Genomic DNA, 21,974 nt, shown 5'->3' with positions numbered 1-21,974 from the left:
ACTCAATTTGGGAGGGGGGTTATCAACTGGCGCGGAACCTAAAGGCCTGATCTGCCCCGGTCAACGCGCGAACGGGCCTAATTTTAGCCCTCTGAAATGCGAGAGCCCGATGGGTCAGCGGTTCTGGCCCGGAACCCAGAGCACGTCGCCGGCGCCGTTCCCGTTGGCAGCCCGGCTGGCCACGAACAGGAAGTCCGACAGGCGGTTCATATAATGGATGCCAGCCGCGCTGACCTGCTCCCCGGGTCGGGCCGCCAGTTCCACAATTACTCGTTCCGCCCTGCGGCATATCGTGCGCGCTACATGGAGATGGGCCGCGGCCGGCGTGCCGCCCGGAAGCACGAACGAGGTCAGCGGCGCGAGCTTGTCGTTGAGCGCATCGATGTCGCGCTCGAGCCGCTCGACCTGGCTGGCCACCACCCGCAGCCGTTCGGCCTTGCCGTCGCGTTCTGGGACCGCGAGGTCGGCGCCGAGGTCGAACAGATCGTTCTGGATGCGGCCGAGCATCGCATCGAGATCCGGCATGTCTGCGGTATGGAGCCTCACCACGCCGATCGCGGCATTGGTTTCATCGACGGTGCCATAGGACTCGATGCGCAGATCGTATTTCGGACGCCGCTCCCCGGTTCCGAGCGCCGTCGTGCCGTCGTCACCGGTCTTGGTGTAGATGCGATTGAGCAGGACCATCTATTCCCCAATATTCATAGTGCGCGCGGCACACCGTCGGAAACCGGCGATAGGTATCTGCCGTATCTGTCCTAGCGTCCCATCGCCCACACTGCGAGCATGGCGATGACGATGGCCACGAACTGCAGCAGCACGCGCCAGCGCATCAGCTTCTGCGACGTGTTCGGCGAGCCGCCGCGCATCATGTTGACGAGACCGAGCAGCAGCACCACCGCAACGGCGCCGGCTGCCACCGGCAGGATGAAGGTACTCAAAAGCGATGCCATGACGGGCTAGATAACACCGTGTGTGCCGGACCGCTATCTCCTCGTCATTGCAGTGCCTGCATGACGGCGCGCCTGGAATAGCGACGCGGTCGTTCCGGAAACTGGCTTTTGGGCCCATAATATCAGAAGGTAGCGAGATGATTTCCGATTTGCGCCAGATGCCCGGTCTGTTCGCCTGCCCCGACGGGCGGCTGGCCAGCGCGGCAGCAGCGATGTAGGTGGCGCGTGAAGGTCATTCGCACCGTCTATGATGTCGCAATGGACGCGTTCTACACCTTCCTGGCCGATGACGGCTGGGCGATCGCCAGCCATATCGCGCTGTCGACGCTGATGGCGCTGTTCCCGTTCCTGATCGTGCTGACCTCGCTCGCGGGCTTCTTCGGCTCCAAGGAACTCGCCGACCAGGCCGCCAGCCTGATGCTGCAGATCTGGCCGAAACAGGTCGCCGATTCGATCTCGGGCGAGGTGCATGACGTGCTGACCACGACCCGTACCGGCGTGCTCACCGTCGGCGCGGCGCTGTCAGTTTATTTCGCCTCCAACGGCGTCGAGGCGCTGAGGGTCGCGCTCAACCGCGCCTATGCGGTGGTGGAGATGCGGCGCTGGTACTGGCTGCGGCTGGAATCGATCGGCTACACGCTGGTCGCGGCGTTCACCGCGCTCGCCATGGCGTTCCTGATCGTGCTCGGCCCTCTGCTGATCGAAGCCGCACGCAGCCACATTCCGCTGTTCGTGGAGTCCAACGAGCGGATTTTGACCGGCGTCCGCTATGGCATCACCGTCGGCGCACTGGTGGTGGCGCTCCTGATCCTGCACGCCTGGCTACCTGCAGGACGGCGCAGCTTCGCCCAGATCCTGCCCGGCATCGTCTTCACCATCGTGGCGTCGCTGATATCAGGCATCGTGTTCGGCCAATATCTGGCGCGCTTCGCCAACAACTACGTGACGATGTATGCGGGGCTCGCCTCGGTGATCATCGCGCTGGTGTTTTTGTACTTCATCGCCGCGATCTTCGTTTACGGCGGCGAGCTCAACGCCGCGATCATCAAGTCGCGGCTTCCTCATGGCGTGTCGCTTCAAGCAGCGCAGTCGCTAGCGCCCGCGGAGACACAGGCTTGACCAGGAAGGCGTCGGCGCCGGCCTCGCGCGAGGCCGCCTCGTCCTCGCTGCGACCGGACACCCCGATGATCGGGATCCGGGCCAGCGGCGCCTCCATGGTACGGATCCGCCGGATGGCCTCGACGCCGTCGATGCCGGGCAGCACCATGTCCATCAGCACCGCGTCGAACGCGCCTTGCGCCAGCCGGCCGACGGCGTCCTCACCGCGCCCGATGAACTCGGCATGATGACCGAGCTCGGTCAGAATCGTGTTGAGCACGACGCGGCCGAACGGATTGTCCTCAACGCTGAGGACGCGCAGCGCGGCGACCGTATCGGCCTCCGCCTCGCCCTTGGTCTTGCGAGATTTGCCGGGATCAGCCGCATCGAGCGACACCGTCAGCGTAAAGGTCGCACCGCCGCCGCGGCGCAGTGCGACGGTGATATCGCCGCCCATCGCGCGCGCCAATTGCTTGACCGAGGACAGCCCCAAGCCGGCCCCGCCGAAGCGCGAGGCGATGGTGACATTGGCCTGGGTGAACGGGCGGAACAGCCGCTTGATCTCGGCCATGGTCAGGCCGATGCCGCTGTCGGACACGGCAAAGGCGACGCCGACCCTGCCCTTCGCCTTGCCCTTGACGGGGCGCCAGGGCGTAACCTCGAGCGCCACGCCGCCCTGGTCGGTGAACTTCACGGCATTGTCGATCAGGTTCTCAAGCGCAGCGCGCAGGCGGACGGGATCGCCGACCACGAGGCCGGGAAGCTTGTCGGAGATCGCGACCTGGGCCTGGAGGCCCTTGGCGGCGGCGCGGCCGGCGAGTGAATCGCCGGCGCTGCGGGCGAGCGTCCCGAGGTTGAACAGGTCCTGCCGCAGCGTGCTTCCGGCCTTGCCAGCTCCCCTGCCTCCCCCCTTGCCGGTTCGGGCGGCATCCACGAACAGCGTGGCAAGGCTTGCCAGGTGCTCGGCGCCGGCCTTGATTGTGTCGGCCCAGCGCCGCTCCCGTTCGCCAAGATCGGAGGTCGCGAGGAGATCGCTGATCGCCAGGATGCCGGTCAGGGGGGTCCGGACCTCATGGGCAAAGGCGGCGAGTGCCGCCTGGACCACGTCCGGCCCGACCGCCTTGGTGCTGCGCTTGCGCAACGAGGCGGCCGGCCCGGGCCGCTTCCGAGGCGGTCGCTTGGACGTCCGCGTAGTGCGCGCTGGGCGCTTCTTCGCCGCCATAAATCCCCTTCGAAGTGTCCCCTTCGAACCCTGGACCATCAAGCAAGCATGGCACGGCGGAACGCCCGGAGTCACGGCGGCGTTTAGCTAAACCCCAGAGAAATCTAACCTAATCCCACCAAGGCGCGGATGCTCGCGGGCGAGGCCCCGGCGGCACGCAACTCCCGCAGACCGGTCGAGCGGCTCGATTTCGACAGCTTCCGCCCCTCGCAGTCGCAAATCAGCCGATGATGGCGGTAGGAGGGTTCGGGCAGGCCGAGCAGGACCTGGAGCAGGCGATGGACGGCGGTGGCGTGGAACAAATCCTGGCCCCGCACGATCTCGCTGACACCCTGGAGCGCGTCGTCGACGACAACAGACAGATGGTAGCTGGTCGGCGTCTCCTTGCGGGCCAGGATCACATCGCCCCAGGCCTCCGGTCGCGCCGGGACGATGCCGCGCTCGGCATCGGCCCCCTCGCCCAGCTCGGTCCAGGTCAGGCCGGCGACACGCTGGCAGGCGGCCGCCATGTCGAGCCGCAGTGCGTAAGGCACGCCCGAAATGATCAGGCGCTCCCGCGCGTCGACAGGCAGCGATTTGACATTGCCGGGATAGAGCGGCGCGCCGTCGGGATCACGCGGCCACCGTCCCTCCCCTTCACGCGCGGAAACGAGCCTTGCGATCTCGGCGCGGCTTTCGAAGGCGGGATAGACGAGGCCCAGCGCCGACAGCTTGTCCAGCGCGGCGCGATAATCGGGAAGATGCTCGGACTGCCGCCGCACCGGCATCTCCCAGTCGATCCCGAGCCAGCTGAGATCCTCGTAAATCGCCGCCTCGAATTCCGGCCGGCAGCGCGTCGTGTCGATGTCCTCGATCCGCAACAGCAGCCGGCCGCCGGTCTCGCGCGCGCGGTCGAAATTCAGCAGCGCGGAATAGGCATGGCCGAGATGGAGGAAGCCGTTGGGGCTGGGAGCGAATCGGAAAACGGGTGGCATCGGTTTCAGGGACCTCGTCATTGCCGGGCTTGACCCGGCAATCCATCTTCCACGACTCTGTTACAATAGGAGATGGATGCGCGGGTCCCGCCTTACGCCGAAGGCTTCGACGGGTTTCGCGGTATTGGGCCGGCCGAGCCTTAGCAGAGACGGCAAGCCCGCGCATGACAAGTCGAGTGACCATGACCATCCACCTCGAAACCCAGTCCGATCTCGAAGAGGCCGTTCACACGCTGATCAAGCGCGACCCGCGCCTCAGACCCGTGTTCGAAATCGCGGGCATGCCGGCGTTGCGCCGCCGCGAACCGGGTTTTGCGGGCCTTGCCCACATCGTCTGCGGCCAGCAACTCTCGACCGCGAGCGCCGCGGCGATCTGGGGACGGTTGTCAGCCGCCTTCGATCCGTTCGACCACGACGCTTTGCGCCGGGCCCGCACCGACCGGCTGGGGCGGCTCGGCCTGTCGGCCGCCAAGATCAAGACGCTGAAACATCTCGCGCGCGAGATCGGCGCGCAGCGGCTGAACCTCGACGTGCTCGCCGAGGAAGACGCCGACGCGGCGCATCACACGCTGATCGCGCTGCCCGGCATCGGCCCGTGGACCGCGGACGTCTACCTGCTGTTCTGCCTCGGCCATGGCGATGCCTGGCCCGCCGGCGACCTCGCCGTGCAGGAGGCCGTCAAGATCGGCCTCGGCTTTCCGGCGCGGCCCACGGAAAAGCAGATGGCGCCGCTCGCCGAGCCCTGGCGTCCGCTGCGCGGCGCGGCGGCGCATTTGTGGTGGAGCTATTATCGCGCTGTGAAGAAGCGCGAGGGCGTGCTGCCGGCGTGACGGTCGTATTCCGCTCGAGCAGGGCCACATGCTTTTCCTGCTCGGGCAAACCGCTTTCGACGCATGCTCATCCAGTATAGCCTCGACCCCAGAGGAAACGCCGCAAAATGCGGCCACGAGGTCGCGCATGCTCGACAAGACCAAGGATCTATCCGTCGCCGCGCAGGTGTGGCTCGACGCATTCGAGCGCGCGCTGGGCAGGCCCGATCCCGCCACGCTGGACCACCTCTTCCTGGCCGACGGCTTCTGGCGCGACGTGCTGGCGCTGAGCTGGAACCTGCAAACGCTCGCTAGCCGCGAGACGATTGCGCAAGCCCTGGCTGCGCTCGCGCCGAAGGCGGCGCCGGCCAATTTCAGGATCGCGCTCAACCGCGCGCCGCCGCGCTGGGTGACGCGTGCCGGCACCAACACTATCGAAACGATCTTCGATTTCGAAACCGCAATCGGGCGTGGCAGCGGCATATTGCGGCTCGTTCCCGACAGTGCTGACGGCGACCGCCTGAAGGCATGGACGCTGCTCACCGCGCTCAACGAATTGAAAGGTTTCGAGGAACAGCTCGGCACGTCGCGGCCGCGCGGCCAGGCCTATTCACGCGATTTCCGCGGACCGAACTGGCTCGATCTGCGCAACGCCTCGCGCGACTATGCCGATCGAGATCCGGCCGTGCTGGTTGTCGGCGGCGGCCAGGCCGGGCTCGCGATCGCAGCGCGGCTGAAGCAACTGCAGGTCGACACGCTGATCGTCGATCGCGAAATGCGGATCGGCGACAATTGGCGCAAGCGCTATCATGCGCTGACCCTGCACAACCAGGTGCAGGTCAATCACCTCCCCTATATGCCGTTCCCGCCGAACTGGCCGACCTATATCCCCAAGGACAAGCTCGCCAACTGGTTCGAAGCCTATGTCGACGCCATGGAGCTGAACTTCTGGACCGCCACCGAATTCCAAGGCGGCTCCTACGACGATGCGAACGGACGCTGGACGGTCACCCTGCGCCGCGCCGACGGCAGCCAGCGGATCATGCATCCGCGTCACATCGTCATGGCAACCGGCGTCAGCGGCATCGCCAATATTCCCGATATTGCGACCCTCGACAATTTCAAGGGAACGCTGCTGCATTCCAGCCGCTACGAGGATGGCGAGAACTGGGCCGGCAAGCGCGCGATCGTCATCGGCACCGGCAACAGCGGTCACGACATCGCGCAGGACCTTCATTCCAGCGGCGCCGAGGTGACGCTGGTGCAACGCTCTCCGACGCTGGTCACAAATATCGAACCGTCGGCACAGCTTGCCTACGCGACCTACAATGAAGGCACGCTCGAGGACAACGACTTGATCGCGGCTTCGATGCCGACGCCGCTGGCGAAGAAGACGCATGTGATGCTGACGGAGCAGTCGAAGCAGCTCGACAAGGAGCTGCTCGAGGGCCTTGCCCGAGTCGGCTTCAAGCTCGATTTCGGCGAGGCCGGCACCGGTTGGCAGTTCAAATACCTCACCCGCGGCGGCGGCTATTACTTCAACGTCGGCTGCTCGAACCTGATCGTCGAGGGCGCGATCAAGCTCAGGCAGTTCGACGAGATCGAGAGCTTCGTCACCGACGGTGCGCGGATGAAGGACGGCACCACCATTGCGGCCGATCTCATCGTGCTCTCCACCGGCTACAAGCCGCAGGAATATCTGGTGCGGAAACTGTTTGGTGACGGCGTCGCCGACCGCGTCGGCCCGATCTGGGGCTTTGGCGACGGCGTCGAGCTTCGCAATATGTATGCGCGCACGCGGCAGCCCGGCCTCTGGTTCATCGCCGGCAGCCTCGCGCAATGCCGCATCAATTCGAAATATCTCGCGCTCCAGATCAAGGCGATCGAGGAAGGGATTTTGGGGCGTGAGGTGAGCACGGCTTGAGCCCTTCGTCATTGCGAGCGCAGCGAAGCAATTCAGAATCTCTCCGCAGAGGCAGTCTGGATTGCTTCGCTGCGCTCGCGATGACAATGTGGCGACAATTGCGGGCCACCACGAACAGAAGGGATTACAGATGCCAGCCATTCTCGGCACCGGCGAGCATCGCTACCGCGTCGTCGACAATTTCGCGAAACTGCCCGCAGGCTGGCAGCTCACCGACGTCGCCTCCGTCGCGGTCGACAGCAAGGACCGCGTCTACGTCTTCAATCGCGGCGTCCACCCGATGGTGGTGCTCGATCGCGACGGAAACTTCCTGCGGAGCTTCGGCGAAGGGCTGTTCTCGCGCGCGCACGGCCTGCACATCGACGCCGACGACAATCTCTACTGCACCGATGACGGCGACCACACCGTGCGCAAATGCACCACCGACGGCAAGGTGCTGCTGACGATCGGCATTCCCGAGAAGCCTTCGCCATTCATGAGCGGCGAGCCGTTCCATCGCTGCACCCACACCGCGCTGTCGCCGACAGGCGAGATCTACGTCTCCGACGGCTATGGCAATGCACGCGTGCACAAGTACACGCCGGACGGCACGCTGCTCAAGAGCTGGGGCGAGCCCGGCACCGATCCCGGCCAGTTCAACATCGTACACAATATCGCGACCGATGCCGACGGCTGGGTCTACGTCGCCGACCGCGAGAACCATCGCGTCCAGGTGTTCGACGGCAACGGCAGATACGAGACGCAGTGGAACAATCTGCATCGGCCCTGCGCGCTGTGCTGTTGCGGTGGGGCCAAGAGCCCGACTTTCGTCATCGGCGAGCTCGGCCCGGGCCTTGCCATCAACCGCAATGTGCCCAATCTCGGCCCGCGGCTGTCGATCGTGGACGCCAAGGGCAACCGCATCGCGCGCCTCGGCGGCGAGGACGGTCCGGGCGTTGCGAGCGGAAAATTCCTGGCACCCCACGGCATCGCGCTGGATTCAAAGGGCGATATCTATGTCGGCGAGGTCGGCGTCACCAACTGGGACACCAGCTTTCCCGACGAGGAGATGCCGGCCGCAGTGCGCGCAACGCGATGCTTGCAGAAGCTGGAGCGGGTACGGGAGTAGCTGCTGCAAACGGGCCGCGACCCGCCGGTTGCGGCAGTTCCGCGCCAGCTGCGGACCTCCCCCAAATCGCGGCTTTTTGAGCGCCTGTGCCACCCCGGTGCCGCATTGCCTGCGCCTGAATAAGTCGCTCAACGGGCTTCACAATCCCGTCACGCTGCATGTAGTATGTCAGGACATGCTGCTTCGCAGCGTATATTGGAGGCCGGGAGCGTTACTTGAACGCACATGTCTCGCAAGGCAGTTGGCCGGTGTTGGTGCTGAATGCGGACTTCCGGCCGCTGAGTTACTACCCGCTGTCTCTTTGGTCGTGGCAGGACGCGATCAAGGCGGTGTTCCTCGACCGCGTCAACATCGTCGCGCATTACGATCAGGCTGTTCACAGCCCCACGCTGCAGATGCAGCTGCCGAGCGTCGTCTCGCTCAAATCCTTCGTCAAGCCCACCACCCATCCGGCCTTTACCCGGTTCAACGTCTTCCTGCGCGATCGTTTCGCCTGCCAATATTGCGGCTCGCCCGAAGACCTGACCTTCGATCACATCATCCCGCGCAGCAAAGGCGGCCAGACCACCTGGGAGAACGTCGTCGCGGCGTGCTCGCCCTGTAACCTGCGCAAGGGCAATCTCACGCCGGCGCAAGCCAAGATGTTTCCGCGCCAGAGCGCGTTTGCGCCGACCGTGCACCAGCTGCACCGCAACGGCCGCCTGTTTCCGCCGAATTATCTCCACGATAGCTGGCTGGATTATCTGTACTGGGATACGGAGCTGGATCCGTAGGGGCGGGGTATCACCCCTGGTCGCATTCCTCGCCGCTACATTGCGATAGAACGCCGCGCTCAGCTTCGGCAGCCCTGCCCGTCTCTCGAGGTCGACGCGGTAGAAGCCGAAGCGCTTGCCGTAGCCGAACAACCACTCGAAATTGTCCACCTTGGTTCGCGCGACATCCTTCCTGTAGCGATGATGATGCCCGTTGGCGCGTCTCCGGTCGCCCTGCCCCGCAGCAAGTGCTCAGGAATGGCGCCGAGACATCGGCGGACATCGCTATCTCCGCGCCTGCGCTTCCATGTCGATCTGATAGGCGGAAATCCGGTCGATCTCGAACGCGACGCTTCGTGGCGATTCCGCATTGACGGGACTAACACCGGGAAAGAACTTTGACCCGATCGCGAGGTTGACGATCATGTACATGGGATCGTCGAAGCCGATCGGCACCTTGATGTCGGAGACCGGATTGCGGTCGATGAAATAGACCAGCCGATCCTCCTGCCACAGCACACCGTAATTGTGGAATGCGCTCGAGGCGTCGCCGACCGCGAAGTCGAAACCGCAGGACTGGATCTTCTGGGTCGACGGGATCCGCCAATGGGTCGTCATCACGAGATCGCCCGGCCGCTCGCCCCGGCCTTCCAGCACGTCGACCTCCGGCGGCCAGCCGCCATCGTCCGCCAGCATCCAGAACGCCGGCCACACCGCATGGCCGACCGGCACCTTGGCGCGAATTTCGAAATAGCCGTGCTTCTGGGCGAACCTGCCCTGGGTCGTCAGGATGCCCGAGATGTACTCGTTGTCGAACAGCAGCGGTTTCAATTCCGGCGGCGTGCGGCTGGCGACGATCGACAGCACGCCGTCCTTCACCCTGAACGGATCGAGCCCGAGCGGCGCAGCCGCGCGCCCGGCATAACGCGGATCGACGTAGATCTGCTGTTCGCCGTTGGCGCTGGTCTTCCGCTTGAAATCGGAGCCGTCGCCGCCCCAATAGCGCGCCTCCGGCCAGGCCGCGCCGCCCGCATAATGCGGGACCCAGCGACCGTTCGACAGCGGATGCTCGTCGAAATGCTCGCTGAACGTCCGGCGCAGCGGCAGGAAGACGAGCGAGGACGAATTGACCGTTTCAAGCCTGCGGCACGTGATGGTGGACGGATCGGTCGTAACCTGCAGCGACATGCGCACCGGCGCGCCATCGAGCTCGTCTTGCGCGATGCCCGGCGCAGGCACGGCGCAAAGACCGATCGCGACCAGAGCGCCCCTCGTCCAACGCTCGATCATCATCGCACCTCGAAGAGACCAGGATCTCCGCTGAAGTTAGCTCACCCGTCTTCGCACCGGCAACGGCGGCATCCGACGCCGGCGGGCGATTTGAAAACCGCTTTTCTCTTTCCGCTCGGCCGGCCTCGGGGCGGGACGACCCTTACCCGCGCTGCAAGGCCAGCGTCACGCCACCGAGCGTGAGCGCCATCGCCGTCCACTCGCGCCAGCCCAGCGGCTCGCCGAGAATGATGGCGGCAGAGACCACGCCGATCACCGGAACGATCAGCATGCCGGTCGAGGCCGTGGTCGGCGGCAGGCGGCGCAGCGTCTCGAACCAGGTCACGTAGCAGATCCCCATCGGCACCAGCGTCATGTAGACGAAGCAGCCGAGCCCCAGCGGCGTGATCGCGGTGACGTCGGGATGCTCGAACAACATGCCGAGAACCAGCATCGCGCCGCAGCCAAGCCCGACCTGCCAGGCGACGACGACCAGCGGCGGCATCGGCAGCGGCTTGCGGTTGAGCACGTTGCCGAGCGCGAACAGGATGGCGCAGAGCAGCGCCAGCGTGATCCCGACCAGCTTGTCGACGCCGAACGAAAAGCCGTTGCCGCCGAGGAGCAGCGTGACGCCGGCAACGCCGAGGACGAGCCCGAAGACGTCCCGTAAGGCTGGCCGCGTGTGCAGCACCGGCCAGGCGAACAGCATCGCCCAGATCGGCATGGTGTAGGCGAGCAGGGCGCCCTCGCTCACCGTCACATATTTCATCGCGACCGTGCCGAGCCCCATCCAGGCGAAGACATTGGTGAAGGTTGCAAACAGCAGCCGCGGAATGGCCTCGCGCGGCACGGCGAACGATTCCTTCCGGCTCAGCACCAGCGTGCCGAGAATGACCGAGGCGCACACGCCCGCAAGCCCGCGCGCGAACAGCGGCGGCCATTGCTGAAGCAGCAGCTTCATCAGCGGCCAGTTCAGCGCCCAGCCGAACGCCGTCACGCAGAGGCAGAGGGAGCCGATCGTCCTGTCGCGTCGTGCCGAATCCATGGATAGCGCTTAGCAGGCAAGCGCGGCCGGCTCCACCTCGCCCGGCGCATGCGGGCCATCACGGCCCGGGAACCCGAAGCGCGCAGGCCCGTTCAGAGTCAGCGCCATGCGCGCGGCCACCGAACACCGTCGTCGGCCGCAAGATGAAACAGGGGAGAGAAACCATGCCCACGCCCGAGAGTGATCATGTCTACAAGATCCTGGATCTCGTCGGATCCTCCGAAAGCTCGATCGAGGACGCGATCAAGAACGCGATCAGCCGCGCGTCCAAGACCATCCGCGAAATGAAATGGTTCGAGGTGGTGCAGACCCGCGGCCACATCGAGAACGGCACTGTCCGCCACTATCAGGTGACGCTGCGCGTCGGCTTCACGCTGGAGGGATGAGGCGGCCTCGTCGCGGCGATCCGGCCTCACCCCGGATTGTCGCCTGCGTCCCGGCGAGATAAGACTCAGATCAAGGCCGGATGTGCGGCCGATCCGCGAGTGCCGCCGTGGCTGATTCAATCAAGCTCGTCCTCTTCGACATGGATAATGTTCTCTGCGCCTACGACAGGCGGACGCGCGTCGCCTATCTGGCGGAGCTTGCGGGAACGACGCGCGAAGCGGTCCATGCGGCGATCTGGGACAGCGGGTTCGAGGCGCTCGGCGATTGCGGAGCACTCGAAGCGGCCGATTATCTGCGAGGCTTTGGCGAACGCATCCGCTACCCGCTGTCGAGCGAGGAGTGGGTGGAGGCCAGGCGCCGTTCGATGCAGCCGGATCGCGCGATGCTGGACATCGCCGGCCGCTTGCGAAACACCGTCGAGATCGCCGTCCTGACCAACAACACCACCCTGGTCGCCGACCATATCGACACGCTGCTGCCGGAGTTGCGCCCGCTGTTCGGCGCCCGGATCTACGCCTCTGCGCAATTCAAGACGGCCAAGCCGGACCCGCACTGCTATCGCCGCTGTCTCTCGGAGCTCGACACGAGGCCAGAAGCCGTCCTGTTCGTCGACGATCTCGCAGCCAACGTTGCCGGCGCGCGCGAGGCGGGTCTGCGCGCGCATCAGCACACGTCCGTCGAAAGCTTCAAGCAGGCGCTCTCGCAACACGGCCTGCTTGGCGAGTGAAGCCGCGTTGGCCGCGTCAGGCGAGATGACACGCCACGAAATGTCCGCCCGCGCCTTCCCTCAGCACCGGCGCGACTTCCGCGCAGCGCGGCTGGGCGATCGGGCAGCGGGTGTGGAAGTGACAGCCTGACGGCGGCTTCATCGGGCTCGGCACGTCGCCCTTGAGGCGGATGCGCTCACGCTTGAGCTTGGGATTGGGCACCGGCACCGCCGACAGCAACGCCCTGGTGTAGGGATGCTGTGGATTGCGATAGAGGTCGCTCGCTTTCGCCAGCTCGACGATGCGGCCGAGATACATCACCGCGACGCGGTCGGAGATGTGCTCGACCACCGAGAGGTCGTGCGCGACGAAGAGATAGGTGAGGTTCAGCTCGGCCTGGAGGTCTTCCAGCAGGTTGATGACCTGGGCCTGGATCGACACGTCGAGCGCCGAGACCGGCTCGTCGCAGACGATCAGCTTCGGCTCGACCGCGAGTGCCCGCGCGATCACGATGCGCTGGCGCTGACCGCCTGAGAATTCATGCGGATAGCGCCGCATGTGCTCGGCCTTTAGGCCGACCTTGACGAGCAGGCTGGCGACGCGGTCTTCCCGCTCCTTGGCCGAGGATCCGAGCTTGTGGATGATCAGCGCCTCGCCGAGGATTGCACCGACCGTCATGCGCGGATTGAGCGAGGCGAACGGATCCTGGAACACCAGCTGCATGTTCCGCCGCATCGCGCGCAGATCGTTGCCGCTGAGCTGACGCACGTCCTGGCCATCGAAAGTGACCTCGCCGTCGGTCGGCTCGATCAGGCGCAGCACGCAGCGCCCCGTGGTCGACTTGCCGCAGCCGGATTCGCCGACGAGACCGAGCGTCTCGCCGCGATTGACCGAGAACGAGACGCCGTCGACCGCGTAGACGGTGCCGACCTGGCGCGACAGCAGGCCGCCGAGCACGGGGAAGTGCTTCTTCAGGTTGGAGACTTGCAGCAAGGGCTCGCTCATGCCGCGGCTCCCAGGTTCGGATCGCCGAGATGACAGGCCATGCGATGGCCGGGTGCGATCTCGCGCAGCAGCGGCTCCTTCTCGGTGCAGACGGTCATGGCGAACTTGCAGCGCGGCGCAAAGCGGCAGCCGACCGGCGGGTTGATCAGGATCGGCACCGAGCCGCCGATCGCCTCGAGCCGCGTCTTGTGCTCGCTGTCGAGATCGATGCGCGGAATCGAGCGGATCAGCCCTTGCGTATAAGGATGGCCAGGGTTGCTGAACAGATCGTCGACCGGCGCTTCCTCGACCACCTTGCCGGCATACATCACGACGACACGCTGCGCGGTCTCGGCGACGACGCCCATGGCATGGGTGATCAACATCACCGCCATACCGAAGCGCTCCTTCATGTCCTGGAGCAGATCGAGGATCTGCGCCTGGATGGTGACGTCGAGCGCGGTGGTGGGCTCGTCGGCGATGATCAGCTTCGGCTTGCAGGCGAGCGCCATCGCGATCATCACGCGCTGGCGCATGCCGCCGGAGAACTGGTGCGGATGATTGTGGACCCGGCCTTCGGCGTTGGGGATCTGCACCAGCTTCAGCATCTCGATGGTACGATCGAGCGCCTGCTTCCTGGTCACGTTCTCATGCCGGCGCAGGCTCTCGGCGATTTGCTCGCCGATGGTGAGCACCGGATTGAGCGAGGTCATCGGCTCCTGGAAGATGAAGCCGATCTCCTTGGCCCTGATCTCGTCGAGTTCGTTGCTGGTTAGCGGCACGAGATCGCGACCCTCGAACATGATCTGGCCAGCCGCGATGCGGCCCGGCGGCATCGCGATCAGCTTCAGGATCGACATCGCGGTCACGGTCTTGCCGCAGCCGGATTCGCCGACCACGCAGAGCGTCTCGCCGCGGTTGATGGAGATGTCGACGCCGTCGACGGCCTGGAGGATGCCGTCATCGGTGGAGAAATGGGTTTTCAGTCCCTTGATCTCGAGCAACGGCGCCATCAGATCACCCGTCGCGCATCGAGCGCGTCACGCAGGCCGTCGCCGATGAAGTTGATGGCGACCACCGCAATGAAGATCGCGCCGCCCGGAAACAGCGCCCAGTGCGGGCCGATGTCGAGAAAGTCCTTGGCGTCGTACAGCAGGCGGCCCCAGGTCGGCGTATCCGGCGGGAAGCCGAGGCCGAGGAAGGACAGCGTCGATTCCGCGATGATCGCGGCGGCAACGTCGATGGTGCCGGCGATGATCACCGGACCGAGTGCATTGGGCAGGATGTGACGCACCACCTGCCGCACCGGGCTCGCCCCGAGCGCCCGGGCGGCCTCGACGAATTCCTTCTCGCGGATCGACAGGAACTGCGCGCGCACGAGCCGAGCCACCGGCATCCAGCGCAACCCTCCGATCACGAGCACGATCAGGATGAAGATGCCGCCCTCGGGGCCGAACGCGGCCTTCAGGCCGTCGCGGAACAGATAGATCAACAGCAGCAGCAAAGGCAATTGCGGCAGCGACAGGAACAGGTCGGTGAGCCACATCAACGCGTGACCGAGCGCACCGCGCGACATGCCGGCGAGCGCGCCGATCAGAGTGCCGACGAAGACCGACACCAGCATGGCTGCAAGACCGACCGCGAGCGAGATGCGCCCGCCATAGATCATGCGTGCGAGAATGTCCTGACCGAGATCGTCGGTGCCGAAGGGATGGGCGAGCGAGGGCCCCTGGAGACCGGCCACGATGTCGATGTCATCGATCTTGACGCGCCAGATGAAGGGCCCGACCAGGACGGCAAAAATGAGGACAAGGAGCAGGAAGGCGCTGACCACGGCGAGCTTGTGGCGGCTGTAGCGCCGCCACGTCTCGCGCCACGGCGAGTAGACGCGCCGCTCAGCGGAAGGAGATGCGAGGGTCAAGCCAGCCATAAAGGATGTCCGCAATGAGATTGAACAGCACGACCAGGCACGCGAACACGAAGGTGACGGCCATCACCACCGGCGTGTCGTTGGACAGGATCGAGGAGATCAGCAGCGAGCCGATGCCGGGGATGCGGAAGATCTGCTCGGTGACGATGGCGCCGCCGAACACCGCGGGGATCTGCAACGCGATCAGCGTCACGACCGGGATCATGGCGTTGCGCATCACATGCTTGACGATGACCTTGGCCTGGCCGAGGCCCTTGGCGCGCGCCGTCGTGATGTAGTCGAGCCGGATCACATCCAGCATTGCCGAGCGCACGAAACGCGTCATCGACGCCGCCTGGAACAGGCCGAGCACCGCCACCGGCATGATCGCCTGACGGATCATCTCGAACACCCAGTGAATTCCGGTTGCCTTGACGTCGGTGGTGTAGACGAAGGGCAGCCAGTCCAGCGTGACCGAGAAGATCAGGATGAACAGGATGCCGGTGAAGAAGGTCGGCAGCGAGAAGCCGACGAAGGCGAGCGTGTTGGCGACCTGGTCGAACAGCGAATACGGCTTCGTCGCGGCATAGACGCCGACGGGAATCGCGATCAGAAGCGCCAGGATCTGCGCCGAGCCGATCACATAGAGCGTGGTCGGCAGGCGCTGGAGGATCAACTTGTCGACGTCCATCCGGCTGACAAAGGAGAAGCCCCAGTCGCCGTGCAGCATGGCGTTGAGCCAATGCACGTAGCGGAGGTAGATCGGATCGTCGAGGCCGAACTTGGCCCGAAGTGCGGCCTGCACTTCGGGCGGGACGTTCGGATTCGTCGCCAGCTCCGAGAACGGATCGCCGGGCGCGAGCGCCAGCACGAAGAACAGCACGGCCGAGATCCCGAGCAGGCTCGGAATCGCGATCAGCAGGCGACGCAGAACGTATTGACTCATGAGGGGAAGCCCCGGTCTAGCGCTGGGGGATCATTCCTCGCGGTACCAGTCGAACAGATTGTCGGTCTCGTTGGCCCAACCCGAAATCACCGGACGCAGATTGTTCGCGGCCGCCTCGACCTTGAGACGATGCATCACGGGGATGAACACCGTATCTTCCCACATCAGGTCGTTGGCCTTGATGTAGAGCGCGGCGCGCTTGACCGGATCCATCTCCGTATCGGCAGCGTTGATCGCAGCGTCATAGTCCTTGTTCACCCAGCGCGGGAAGTTGGTGCCCTGCCACTTGTTCTCCTTGGTCGCAACCGCAGTGGAGAGATAGCGGCGCATGTGCTGCGACGGGTCCGGCTGGCTCAGCGGGATCTGGAACATCTCGATGTCGGCGTAGAACTTCGGATAGGTATCGGGATTGGCGACGTCCGACGAGAAGAACACCGAGGCCACCACCGATTTCAGCTCGACGTCGATGCCGGCCTTCTGACAGGCCTGCTTGACGATGGCCTGGGTTTTCTGGCGCGGCCCGTTGATCGCGGTCTGGTACAGCAGCTTCAGCTTCTTGCCGTCCTTCTCGCGGATGCCGTCGGCGCCGGGCTTCCAGCCGGCGTCATCGAGCATCTTGGCGGCCTTCTCGATGTTGAATTCCCAGCTGGTGTTCTTCGAGACGAACTTCTCGGGACCATTGAGGAAGTTCGCGGTGGTGCGGCCGGCGCGGCCGTAGATCGCCTTCTTGACGGAGTCGCGGTCGACCAGCAGGGACAGCGCCTTGCGCACGACCGGATCCGAGAACAGCGGATGCTTGGTCTTCATCGACGAGCGCTCGCCGTCGACCTCGACGTTCGGATCGGTGAAGTTGAGCGCGATGAACTCGGTGTCGCCGCCGACCGCGTAGACGGTCTTGCCCTTGCCGCCCTTCTCCAGGCGCAGCAGCACGTCGTCCTCAACCTGGATGTTCCAGCCGAAGTCGTACTCGCCGGTCTGGATCACCGCACGCGCGGCCGAGACGGCGTCGCCGCCGCCCTTCATCTCGACCGAATCGAAATACGGACGGTTCTGCATGTGGTAGTCGGGATTGATCACGCCGCGGATGAGATCGCCCGGCTTGAACTCAACGAACTTGTACGGGCCGGTGCCGACCGGCGACAGATTGGTCGGGGCCTCGCGGGATTTCGAGCCGATGTAGTCGGCAAACAGATGCTTCGGCAGGATCTGGCCGGCGCCGGCACCGACGAAAGCATCCGCCCAGAACGGCGTCGGCTTGGGGAAGGTGATCTTGACGGTGAGATCGTCGATCTTTTCGACCGTGATGTCGCGATAGACACCGATGGTAATGGCCGCGGTCGCGGGATCCTTGGCATACTGCCAGGTGAACACAAGATCGTCGGCCGAGAACGGCTTGCCGTCGTGCCACTTCACGCCGGGCTTCAGCTTCCAGGTCACGGACTTGCCGTCGGCCGCGAGCAGGCCGTTCTGGATGGACGGAATCTCCGTCGCCAGCACCAGCTTCATGTTGCCGTCGGGATCCCAACAGGCGAGCGGTTCGTAGAACAGGCGCGAGCCGTCCTGATCCTTGGTGCCGGTGGCGAAATGCGGGTTGAGGAGGGTCGGGCCCTGCCACCACAGGAGCTTCAGCGCACCGCCGCCGCCACGCTTGGTCGGCTTGTAGGTCGAGGCGCCCTCGGCCATGGCAACGCCGCCCAGCGCGAGGATCTGATTGGCGAGGGGAGCGGTGAGACCGACGGCCGCCATGCGCTTGATGAAGGCGCGGCGATCCATTCGCCCGTCCTTCACATCACCGATCATCGAACGCATTTCTTTATCCAGCATGGTTATCCCCCGTCTGGTTCCCATAGTGATGAGGACGGCCGAGAAAGCTGGCCGCCCAATTTGCTGGCAGTAGATGGCACACCGAATGGGGGGCCCGTCAACTGGGACCGTGTGTATGCAAACGGTCTTCTGGCTGTCTGTTGGGCAAAACTGCGCTGCTCAGCCCATCCGTTTGGCAATCCAGCATCAAAACATGCTGGATTGCACGCTGCACTGCGAAAAATTTGTTCGCAGGATCAGACGAAGTGTCGAGGCGTAATTCTACGCGACGGACATGTCGAGCGGCGGTTCAATGTGGTCCGGCAGCGGACAGACATACGGCGTCTTGGCTGTCCGCTTTTTCAGGTCGGCCTTGGCCGCCTTGATCAGTTCCGGATCTGTCAGCGCCTTGATGCCGAGACCGGCCATCGCCTTGGCGGCCTGCACCATGGCCTTGTGGGCGTGCGGGCTTTTGCCCTGCGCCACCACCTGCCAGGTGTGGAACGGCGTGCCGATCGCAACCGTGGGGGCGTGAACCTGCACGGTCGGCACCACCCAGCTGACGTCACCGACGTCGGTCGAGCCGACCAGCGGATTGCGCTTGGCATCTAGCGGCACCAGGAAGTCGGCCAGCGGCCGATCGGTCTGTTCCATGCCGATCGCGTAATAGACCGATGCGATATCCTTGTCGCTCAGCGTCGCACGGATCTGGCTGGCAAAGCCTTTGTCCGCGTCGTCGAAATGCGGCGGTCCGAGCTCTTCCATCACACGGTGCAGCGCCTGCTCCAGCGGCGCGTTCGGCAGGATGTTGGAGACCGCGGAGATGATCTTCATCTCGACCTTGGTCTCGGTCATCAGCGCCGCACCTTCTGCGATCTTGCTGACGCGCCCGACCAGTTCGTTCATGCCGGGAAGGTCACGGGCCCGGATCGAGTAGCGCACCCGCGCATGGGCCTGGACCACGTTGGGCGCGATGCCGCCGGTGTCGAGTAGCGCGTAATGCACCCGTGCATCGCTCGGCATGTGCTCGCGCATGTAGTTCACGCCGACATTCATCAATTCCACCGCATCGAGCGCGGAACGGCCGAGATGCGGCGAGGCCGCCGCATGCGAGGTGCGGCCGGTGAAGATGAAGTCCGCGCGCGTGTTGGCGAGCGACGGCGTCACCGCGACCTCCCAGAAACTGTGCGGATGCCAGGTGATGGCGATGTCGGCGTCCTCGAACGCGCCGGAACGCACCATGAAGGCCTTGGCCGCGCCGCCTTCTTCAGCCGGGCAGCCATAATAGCGCACGCGGCCGGGCACCTTGTTTTCGCCCAGCCAGTCCTTCACCGCGGTCGCGGCCAGCAACGCCGCGGAACCGAGCAGGTTGTGACCACAGCCATGGCCGTGTCCGCCGGATTCGATCGGACGAGGCTCGGCAACGCCCGCTTCCTGGCTGAGACCGGGCAACGCGTCATATTCGCCCATGAATGCGATGACAGGACCGCCCTCGCCCCACTCGCCCATGACTGCGGTCGGAATGCCGGCAACCTTCTCGGTGATGCGGAAGCCCTGGTGGCGCAGCTCGGCGAGGTGCTCGGCGGCAGACCGCGCCTCGGTGTAGCACACCTCGGGCATGCCCCAGACCTTGTCGCTGAGGTCGATGAAACGTCCCTTGATCGTGTCGATGCCACGCCAGATGTCGCTGCGGTTGTCCATTGCTTCGGTCCGTGATCTCTTGGTCAAACGAAGCGGCAATGGTTAGCAGTTTCATCGTACTGCGCCTAGCACCTCGCCGGACACCAGCCATGCGGCCGCATGCTGGATCGAGGGTCGCCTGCCATTCGCGCGGGATGCATCTGAGCCTTTCGAAGATTTCACGCGGGGTTCTGCGAATAGTTGGGAACGAGGCTTTCAAGACGCCCTTCCTCAGCCTAAATTAGCCGTGCTTCGCGCGTCGCTCTGCAGTCTCGGAGCGATGCACTTAAGCCAGGAGAACTCCATGCCCGCTTTGACCGAATGGAGAGTGCCGCCGGCCAATCAGCCGCGTGCGAGCGACTACGGTTTCGATCTCGACCGCGCGCTGGCATCCGTCGTCGGTCTGCACGCCATCATCCCGCCGGACGCCTTCAGCGCCGAGACGCTGGGCACCGAACGCGCCGGCAACGGCGTCGTGATCGACCGCGGACTCGTGCTGACCATCGGCTATCTCATCACCGAGGCGGAATCGGTGTGGCTGCACCTCGGCGACGGGCGCGTGGTCGAAGGCCATGCGCTCGGGTTCGATTCCGAAACCGGCTTCGGCCTGGTGCAGGCCCTCGGCGACCTCGACGTCGAGCCGTTGCCGATCGGCAGCTCGGCGGAAACCGGAATCGGCGACCGCGTCGTGGTCGGCGGCGCCGGCGGCCGCACGCGCTCGGTGGCGAGCCAGATCGTGGCCAAGCAGGAGTTCGCCGGCTATTGGGAATATTTGCTGGACGAGGCCATCTTCACCTATCCCGCCCATCCGAACTGGGGCGGCACGGCACTGCTCAACGAGCGCGGCGAGCTGATCGGCATCGGCTCGCTCCAGCTGGAGCGCGAACGCGACGGCAAGGCCGAGCACGTCAACATGGTCGTGCCGATCGACATCTTGAAGCCGGTTCTGGACGATCTGCGCAAGTTCGGTCGCGTCAACAAGCCGGCGCGACCCTGGCTCGGGCTCTACTCGACCGAGATCGACAACCGCGTGGTCGTGATCGGGATCTCCCCGAACGGCCCTGCCGCGCGCGCCGAACTCAAGACCGACGATATCATCCTCGCCGTGAACGGCGACAAGGTCACGAGCCAGACCGCGTTCTACAAGAAGATGTGGGCACTCGGCGCCGCCGGTGTCGACGTGCCGCTGACGGTCTACCACCAAGGTGTCACCTTCGACGTCACGGTGGCCTCGACCGATCGCTTCAAGCTCTTGAAGGCGCCGAAGCTGCATTGATGCGACGCTGAAGGAAGCTGCGATGAGCGAGGCCGTGATCGACGACATCGTGGCCGTGCTGCCGCCGCTGCTCAATTCGCTGGAAGCGCTCGGCTTCTTCCAACGCCATCTGCATCCGCCGGCGTTCGCTTCCGTGATGAACGCGATCGGCGCACCGGATGAAGCGCTGCAAGCGGCCCGCGCGGCTGTTGGAGCGTGGCCGGAGCAGTTCGCGGGCCTCCGCGAGCGACTGGACCGCGCCTGCGACGAGACGCTTGCCGCCTTTGCCGGAATCCGCGAGGTCGAGCGCGGCAATGGCGATCTCGTCGCCGTCTTCCGTGCGCTGCGCCATGTGCCGCGCGCGCAGGAGGCGCTTTATCCGCTGTCGCTGCAATTTCCTCCCGTCAGCAATTTCTTTCTCAATACCGCCAATCGCGACAATGCGGATCTGTTGTCGCGACTCGAAGCCGGCGCGAGCGAAGATACCGGCATCTTCCATGATCACAACGAACCCGGCAGCCGCGGCGGCTTCTCGGTCTACGTGCCCGAGTATTATATGCCCGGGCGCGCCATGCCGCTGGTGATGGCACTGCATGGCGGCAGCGGCAACGGACGCGGCTTTCTGTGGAGCTGGCTGCGCGACGCCCGCAGCCTTGGCGCAATCCTGGTGGCGCCGACCGCGACTGGTCCGACCTGGGCCCTGATGGGCGACGATGCCGATACGCCCAATCTCATGCGCATCCTCGAGACCGTGCGCAGCCGCTGGAGCATCGACAGCTCGCGCATGCTGCTGACCGGCATGAGCGACGGCGGCACCTTCAGTTATGTCAGCGGTCTCGACGGCGCCTCGCCCTTCACCCATCTGGCGCCGGTCTCGGCAACCTTCCATCCGCTGATGGCGGAGATGGCCGACGCCGCGCGCCTGCAGGGTCTGCCGATCTTCATCACCCACGGCAAGCTCGACTGGATGTTTCCGGTGCAGACCGCGCGCCAGACCCAGGCGGCGCTCGCGGCCGCCGGCGCCGATGTCACCTATCGCGAGATCGACGACCTCAGCCACACCTATCCGCGGGAAATCAATGCGGAGCTGGTGCAGTGGCTGAAGGCGGGATGAACAAGTCCACCTCATCCGTGCCACAGTGCCGCGGA

General features: G+C 65.0%; 21 protein-coding genes and 1 pseudogene. 9 read left to right on the top strand and 13 right to left on the bottom strand.

The window, feature by feature from the left end; all coding sequences use genetic code 11:
• Positions 1 to 114 precede the first annotated feature (114 nt).
• Positions 115 to 687: a cob(I)yrinic acid a,c-diamide adenosyltransferase gene (locus tag JQ580_RS13230; RefSeq protein WP_212280480.1), complete on the bottom strand. Its 573-nt coding sequence runs from the start codon at positions 685 to 687 to the stop codon at positions 115 to 117.
• A 71-nt stretch (positions 688 to 758) separates the two neighbouring features.
• Entirely contained in the window at positions 759 to 953 is a 195-nt protein-coding gene (locus JQ580_RS13225; RefSeq protein WP_028147306.1) for a twin transmembrane helix small protein, read from the bottom strand.
• A 225-nt stretch (positions 954 to 1,178) separates the two neighbouring features.
• Between JQ580_RS13225 and JQ580_RS13220 the strand changes: the two genes are divergently transcribed.
• Entirely contained in the window at positions 1,179 to 2,072 is an 894-nt protein-coding gene (locus tag JQ580_RS13220) for a YihY/virulence factor BrkB family protein (protein WP_212280479.1), read from the top strand.
• Here the strand turns inward: JQ580_RS13220 and JQ580_RS13215 are convergent.
• Positions 1,999 to 3,273 carry an ATP-binding protein gene (locus tag JQ580_RS13215; RefSeq protein ID WP_212280478.1) on the bottom strand — a complete coding sequence of 425 codons (1,275 nt, stop codon included), beginning with the start codon at positions 3,271 to 3,273 and terminating at the stop codon, positions 1,999 to 2,001. The genes JQ580_RS13220 and JQ580_RS13215 overlap by 74 nt on opposite strands.
• A 104-nt stretch (positions 3,274 to 3,377) precedes the next feature.
• Positions 3,378 to 4,247 carry a tRNA glutamyl-Q(34) synthetase GluQRS gene (gluQRS, locus tag JQ580_RS13210; protein ID WP_212280477.1) on the bottom strand — a complete coding sequence of 290 codons (870 nt, stop codon included), beginning with the start codon at positions 4,245 to 4,247 and terminating at the stop codon, positions 3,378 to 3,380.
• 182 nt (positions 4,248 to 4,429) lie between these two features.
• Between gluQRS and JQ580_RS13205 the strand changes: the two genes are divergently transcribed.
• From JQ580_RS13205 to JQ580_RS13190, 4 genes are all read left to right on the top strand, one after another.
• Positions 4,430 to 5,077 (top strand): DNA-3-methyladenine glycosylase family protein, encoded by a 648-nt coding sequence (locus JQ580_RS13205; protein ID WP_212280476.1) that lies wholly within the window; start codon positions 4,430 to 4,432, stop codon positions 5,075 to 5,077.
• 127 nt (positions 5,078 to 5,204) lie between these two features.
• A complete protein-coding gene (locus JQ580_RS13200) occupies positions 5,205 to 6,980 on the top strand; it encodes a flavin-containing monooxygenase (RefSeq protein WP_212280475.1) in 1,776 nt (591 codons plus the stop codon).
• Between the two features lie 130 nt (positions 6,981 to 7,110).
• Entirely contained in the window at positions 7,111 to 8,088 is a 978-nt protein-coding gene (locus tag JQ580_RS13195; protein WP_212280474.1) for a peptidyl-alpha-hydroxyglycine alpha-amidating lyase family protein, read from the top strand.
• 215 nt (positions 8,089 to 8,303) lie between these two features.
• On the top strand, positions 8,304 to 8,861 hold the full coding sequence (locus JQ580_RS13190) for an HNH endonuclease (protein ID WP_008142962.1): 558 nt from the start codon (positions 8,304 to 8,306) through the stop codon (positions 8,859 to 8,861).
• A gap of 21 nt (positions 8,862 to 8,882) precedes the next feature.
• On the opposite strand, the pseudogene JQ580_RS34095 reads toward JQ580_RS13190, so the two are convergent.
• The 3 genes and pseudogenes from JQ580_RS34095 to JQ580_RS13175 form a co-directional block, all read right to left on the bottom strand.
• A pseudogene (locus JQ580_RS34095) lies at positions 8,883 to 9,014 on the bottom strand (family 1 glycosylhydrolase); the annotation flags it as partial.
• Positions 9,015 to 9,125: 111 nt separating this feature from the next.
• Positions 9,126 to 10,130, bottom strand: a complete 1,005-nt coding sequence (locus JQ580_RS13180) for a glycoside hydrolase family 16 protein (protein ID WP_212280805.1) — start codon at positions 10,128 to 10,130, stop codon at positions 9,126 to 9,128.
• A gap of 142 nt (positions 10,131 to 10,272) precedes the next feature.
• The gene (locus JQ580_RS13175) at positions 10,273 to 11,154 is read right to left on the bottom strand and encodes a DMT family transporter (RefSeq protein WP_212280473.1); all 882 of its coding nucleotides are present in this window, start codon (positions 11,152 to 11,154) and stop codon (positions 10,273 to 10,275) included.
• A gap of 164 nt (positions 11,155 to 11,318) precedes the next feature.
• Here JQ580_RS13175 and JQ580_RS13170 point away from each other — a divergent pair, with 164 nt between their 5' ends.
• Positions 11,319 to 11,540, top strand: a complete 222-nt coding sequence (locus JQ580_RS13170) for a dodecin (RefSeq protein WP_212280472.1) — start codon at positions 11,319 to 11,321, stop codon at positions 11,538 to 11,540.
• Between the two features lie 80 nt (positions 11,541 to 11,620).
• Positions 11,621 to 12,268: an HAD family hydrolase gene (locus JQ580_RS13165; RefSeq protein ID WP_212280471.1), complete on the top strand. Its 648-nt coding sequence runs from the start codon at positions 11,621 to 11,623 to the stop codon at positions 12,266 to 12,268.
• 16 nt (positions 12,269 to 12,284) lie between these two features.
• On the opposite strand, the gene JQ580_RS13160 is transcribed toward JQ580_RS13165, so the two are convergent.
• The 6 genes from JQ580_RS13160 to JQ580_RS13135 all read right to left on the bottom strand — a co-directional run bounded on the left by JQ580_RS13160 (position 12,285) and on the right by JQ580_RS13135 (position 19,591).
• On the bottom strand, positions 12,285 to 13,253 hold the full coding sequence (locus tag JQ580_RS13160) for an ABC transporter ATP-binding protein (protein ID WP_212280470.1): 969 nt from the start codon (positions 13,251 to 13,253) through the stop codon (positions 12,285 to 12,287).
• Positions 13,250 to 14,245 (bottom strand): ABC transporter ATP-binding protein, encoded by a 996-nt coding sequence (locus JQ580_RS13155; RefSeq protein ID WP_212280469.1) that lies wholly within the window; start codon positions 14,243 to 14,245, stop codon positions 13,250 to 13,252. The genes JQ580_RS13160 and JQ580_RS13155 overlap by 4 nt, the downstream gene beginning before the upstream one ends.
• Entirely contained in the window at positions 14,245 to 15,162 is a 918-nt protein-coding gene (locus JQ580_RS13150; RefSeq protein ID WP_212280468.1) for an ABC transporter permease, read from the bottom strand. Before JQ580_RS13150 ends, JQ580_RS13155 begins: the two co-directional genes overlap by 1 nt.
• Entirely contained in the window at positions 15,128 to 16,087 is a 960-nt protein-coding gene (locus JQ580_RS13145; protein ID WP_106949356.1) for an ABC transporter permease, read from the bottom strand. Before JQ580_RS13145 ends, JQ580_RS13150 begins: the two co-directional genes overlap by 35 nt.
• Positions 16,088 to 16,117: 30 nt before the next feature.
• Positions 16,118 to 17,911 (bottom strand): peptide ABC transporter substrate-binding protein, encoded by a 1,794-nt coding sequence (locus tag JQ580_RS13140; RefSeq protein WP_212280467.1) that lies wholly within the window; start codon positions 17,909 to 17,911, stop codon positions 16,118 to 16,120.
• A 261-nt stretch (positions 17,912 to 18,172) separates the two neighbouring features.
• Entirely contained in the window at positions 18,173 to 19,591 is a 1,419-nt protein-coding gene (locus tag JQ580_RS13135; protein ID WP_212280466.1) for a M20 family metallopeptidase, read from the bottom strand.
• 283 nt (positions 19,592 to 19,874) lie between these two features.
• On the opposite strand from JQ580_RS13135, the gene JQ580_RS13130 reads away from it, so the two are divergent.
• Both JQ580_RS13130 and JQ580_RS13125 read left to right on the top strand, forming a co-directional pair.
• On the top strand, positions 19,875 to 20,846 hold the full coding sequence (locus JQ580_RS13130; protein ID WP_212280465.1) for a S1C family serine protease: 972 nt from the start codon (positions 19,875 to 19,877) through the stop codon (positions 20,844 to 20,846).
• A gap of 22 nt (positions 20,847 to 20,868) precedes the next feature.
• Entirely contained in the window at positions 20,869 to 21,939 is a 1,071-nt protein-coding gene (locus JQ580_RS13125; RefSeq protein ID WP_212280464.1) for an alpha/beta hydrolase, read from the top strand.
• Positions 21,940 to 21,974: the final 35 nt, after the last annotated feature.

Source organism: Bradyrhizobium sp. SZCCT0148 (assembly GCF_018129985.1).
GTDB lineage: Bacteria > Pseudomonadota > Alphaproteobacteria > Rhizobiales > Xanthobacteraceae > Bradyrhizobium > Bradyrhizobium japonicum_H.
This window is presented reverse-complemented; position numbering and strand designations above follow the sequence as displayed.

Coding starts and splice junctions, on each gene's coding strand:
- JQ580_RS13200 (WP_212280475.1), top strand. CDS start 5,205: ATGCTCGACAAGACCAAGGATCTATCCGTCGCCGCGCAGGTGTGGCTC.
- JQ580_RS13145 (WP_106949356.1), bottom strand. CDS start 16,087: ATGAGTCAATACGTTCTGCGTCGCCTGCTGATCGCGATTCCGAGCCTG.
- JQ580_RS13125 (WP_212280464.1), top strand. CDS start 20,869: ATGAGCGAGGCCGTGATCGACGACATCGTGGCCGTGCTGCCGCCGCTG.
- JQ580_RS13130 (WP_212280465.1), top strand. CDS start 19,875: ATGCCCGCTTTGACCGAATGGAGAGTGCCGCCGGCCAATCAGCCGCGT.
- JQ580_RS13225 (WP_028147306.1), bottom strand. CDS start 953: ATGGCATCGCTTTTGAGTACCTTCATCCTGCCGGTGGCAGCCGGCGCC.
- JQ580_RS13165 (WP_212280471.1), top strand. CDS start 11,621: ATGTGCGGCCGATCCGCGAGTGCCGCCGTGGCTGATTCAATCAAGCTC.
- JQ580_RS13180 (WP_212280805.1), bottom strand. CDS start 10,130: ATGATCGAGCGTTGGACGAGGGGCGCTCTGGTCGCGATCGGTCTTTGC.
- JQ580_RS13160 (WP_212280470.1), bottom strand. CDS start 13,253: ATGAGCGAGCCCTTGCTGCAAGTCTCCAACCTGAAGAAGCACTTCCCC.
- gluQRS (WP_212280477.1), bottom strand. CDS start 4,247: ATGCCACCCGTTTTCCGATTCGCTCCCAGCCCCAACGGCTTCCTCCAT.
- JQ580_RS13230 (WP_212280480.1), bottom strand. CDS start 687: ATGGTCCTGCTCAATCGCATCTACACCAAGACCGGTGACGACGGCACG.
- JQ580_RS13205 (WP_212280476.1), top strand. CDS start 4,430: ATGACCATCCACCTCGAAACCCAGTCCGATCTCGAAGAGGCCGTTCAC.
- JQ580_RS13195 (WP_212280474.1), top strand. CDS start 7,111: ATGCCAGCCATTCTCGGCACCGGCGAGCATCGCTACCGCGTCGTCGAC.
- JQ580_RS13170 (WP_212280472.1), top strand. CDS start 11,319: ATGCCCACGCCCGAGAGTGATCATGTCTACAAGATCCTGGATCTCGTC.
- JQ580_RS13155 (WP_212280469.1), bottom strand. CDS start 14,245: ATGGCGCCGTTGCTCGAGATCAAGGGACTGAAAACCCATTTCTCCACC.
- JQ580_RS13135 (WP_212280466.1), bottom strand. CDS start 19,591: ATGGACAACCGCAGCGACATCTGGCGTGGCATCGACACGATCAAGGGA.
- JQ580_RS13140 (WP_212280467.1), bottom strand. CDS start 17,911: ATGCTGGATAAAGAAATGCGTTCGATGATCGGTGATGTGAAGGACGGG.
- JQ580_RS13215 (WP_212280478.1), bottom strand. CDS start 3,273: ATGGCGGCGAAGAAGCGCCCAGCGCGCACTACGCGGACGTCCAAGCGA.
- JQ580_RS13150 (WP_212280468.1), bottom strand. CDS start 15,162: ATGGCTGGCTTGACCCTCGCATCTCCTTCCGCTGAGCGGCGCGTCTAC.
- JQ580_RS13175 (WP_212280473.1), bottom strand. CDS start 11,154: ATGGATTCGGCACGACGCGACAGGACGATCGGCTCCCTCTGCCTCTGC.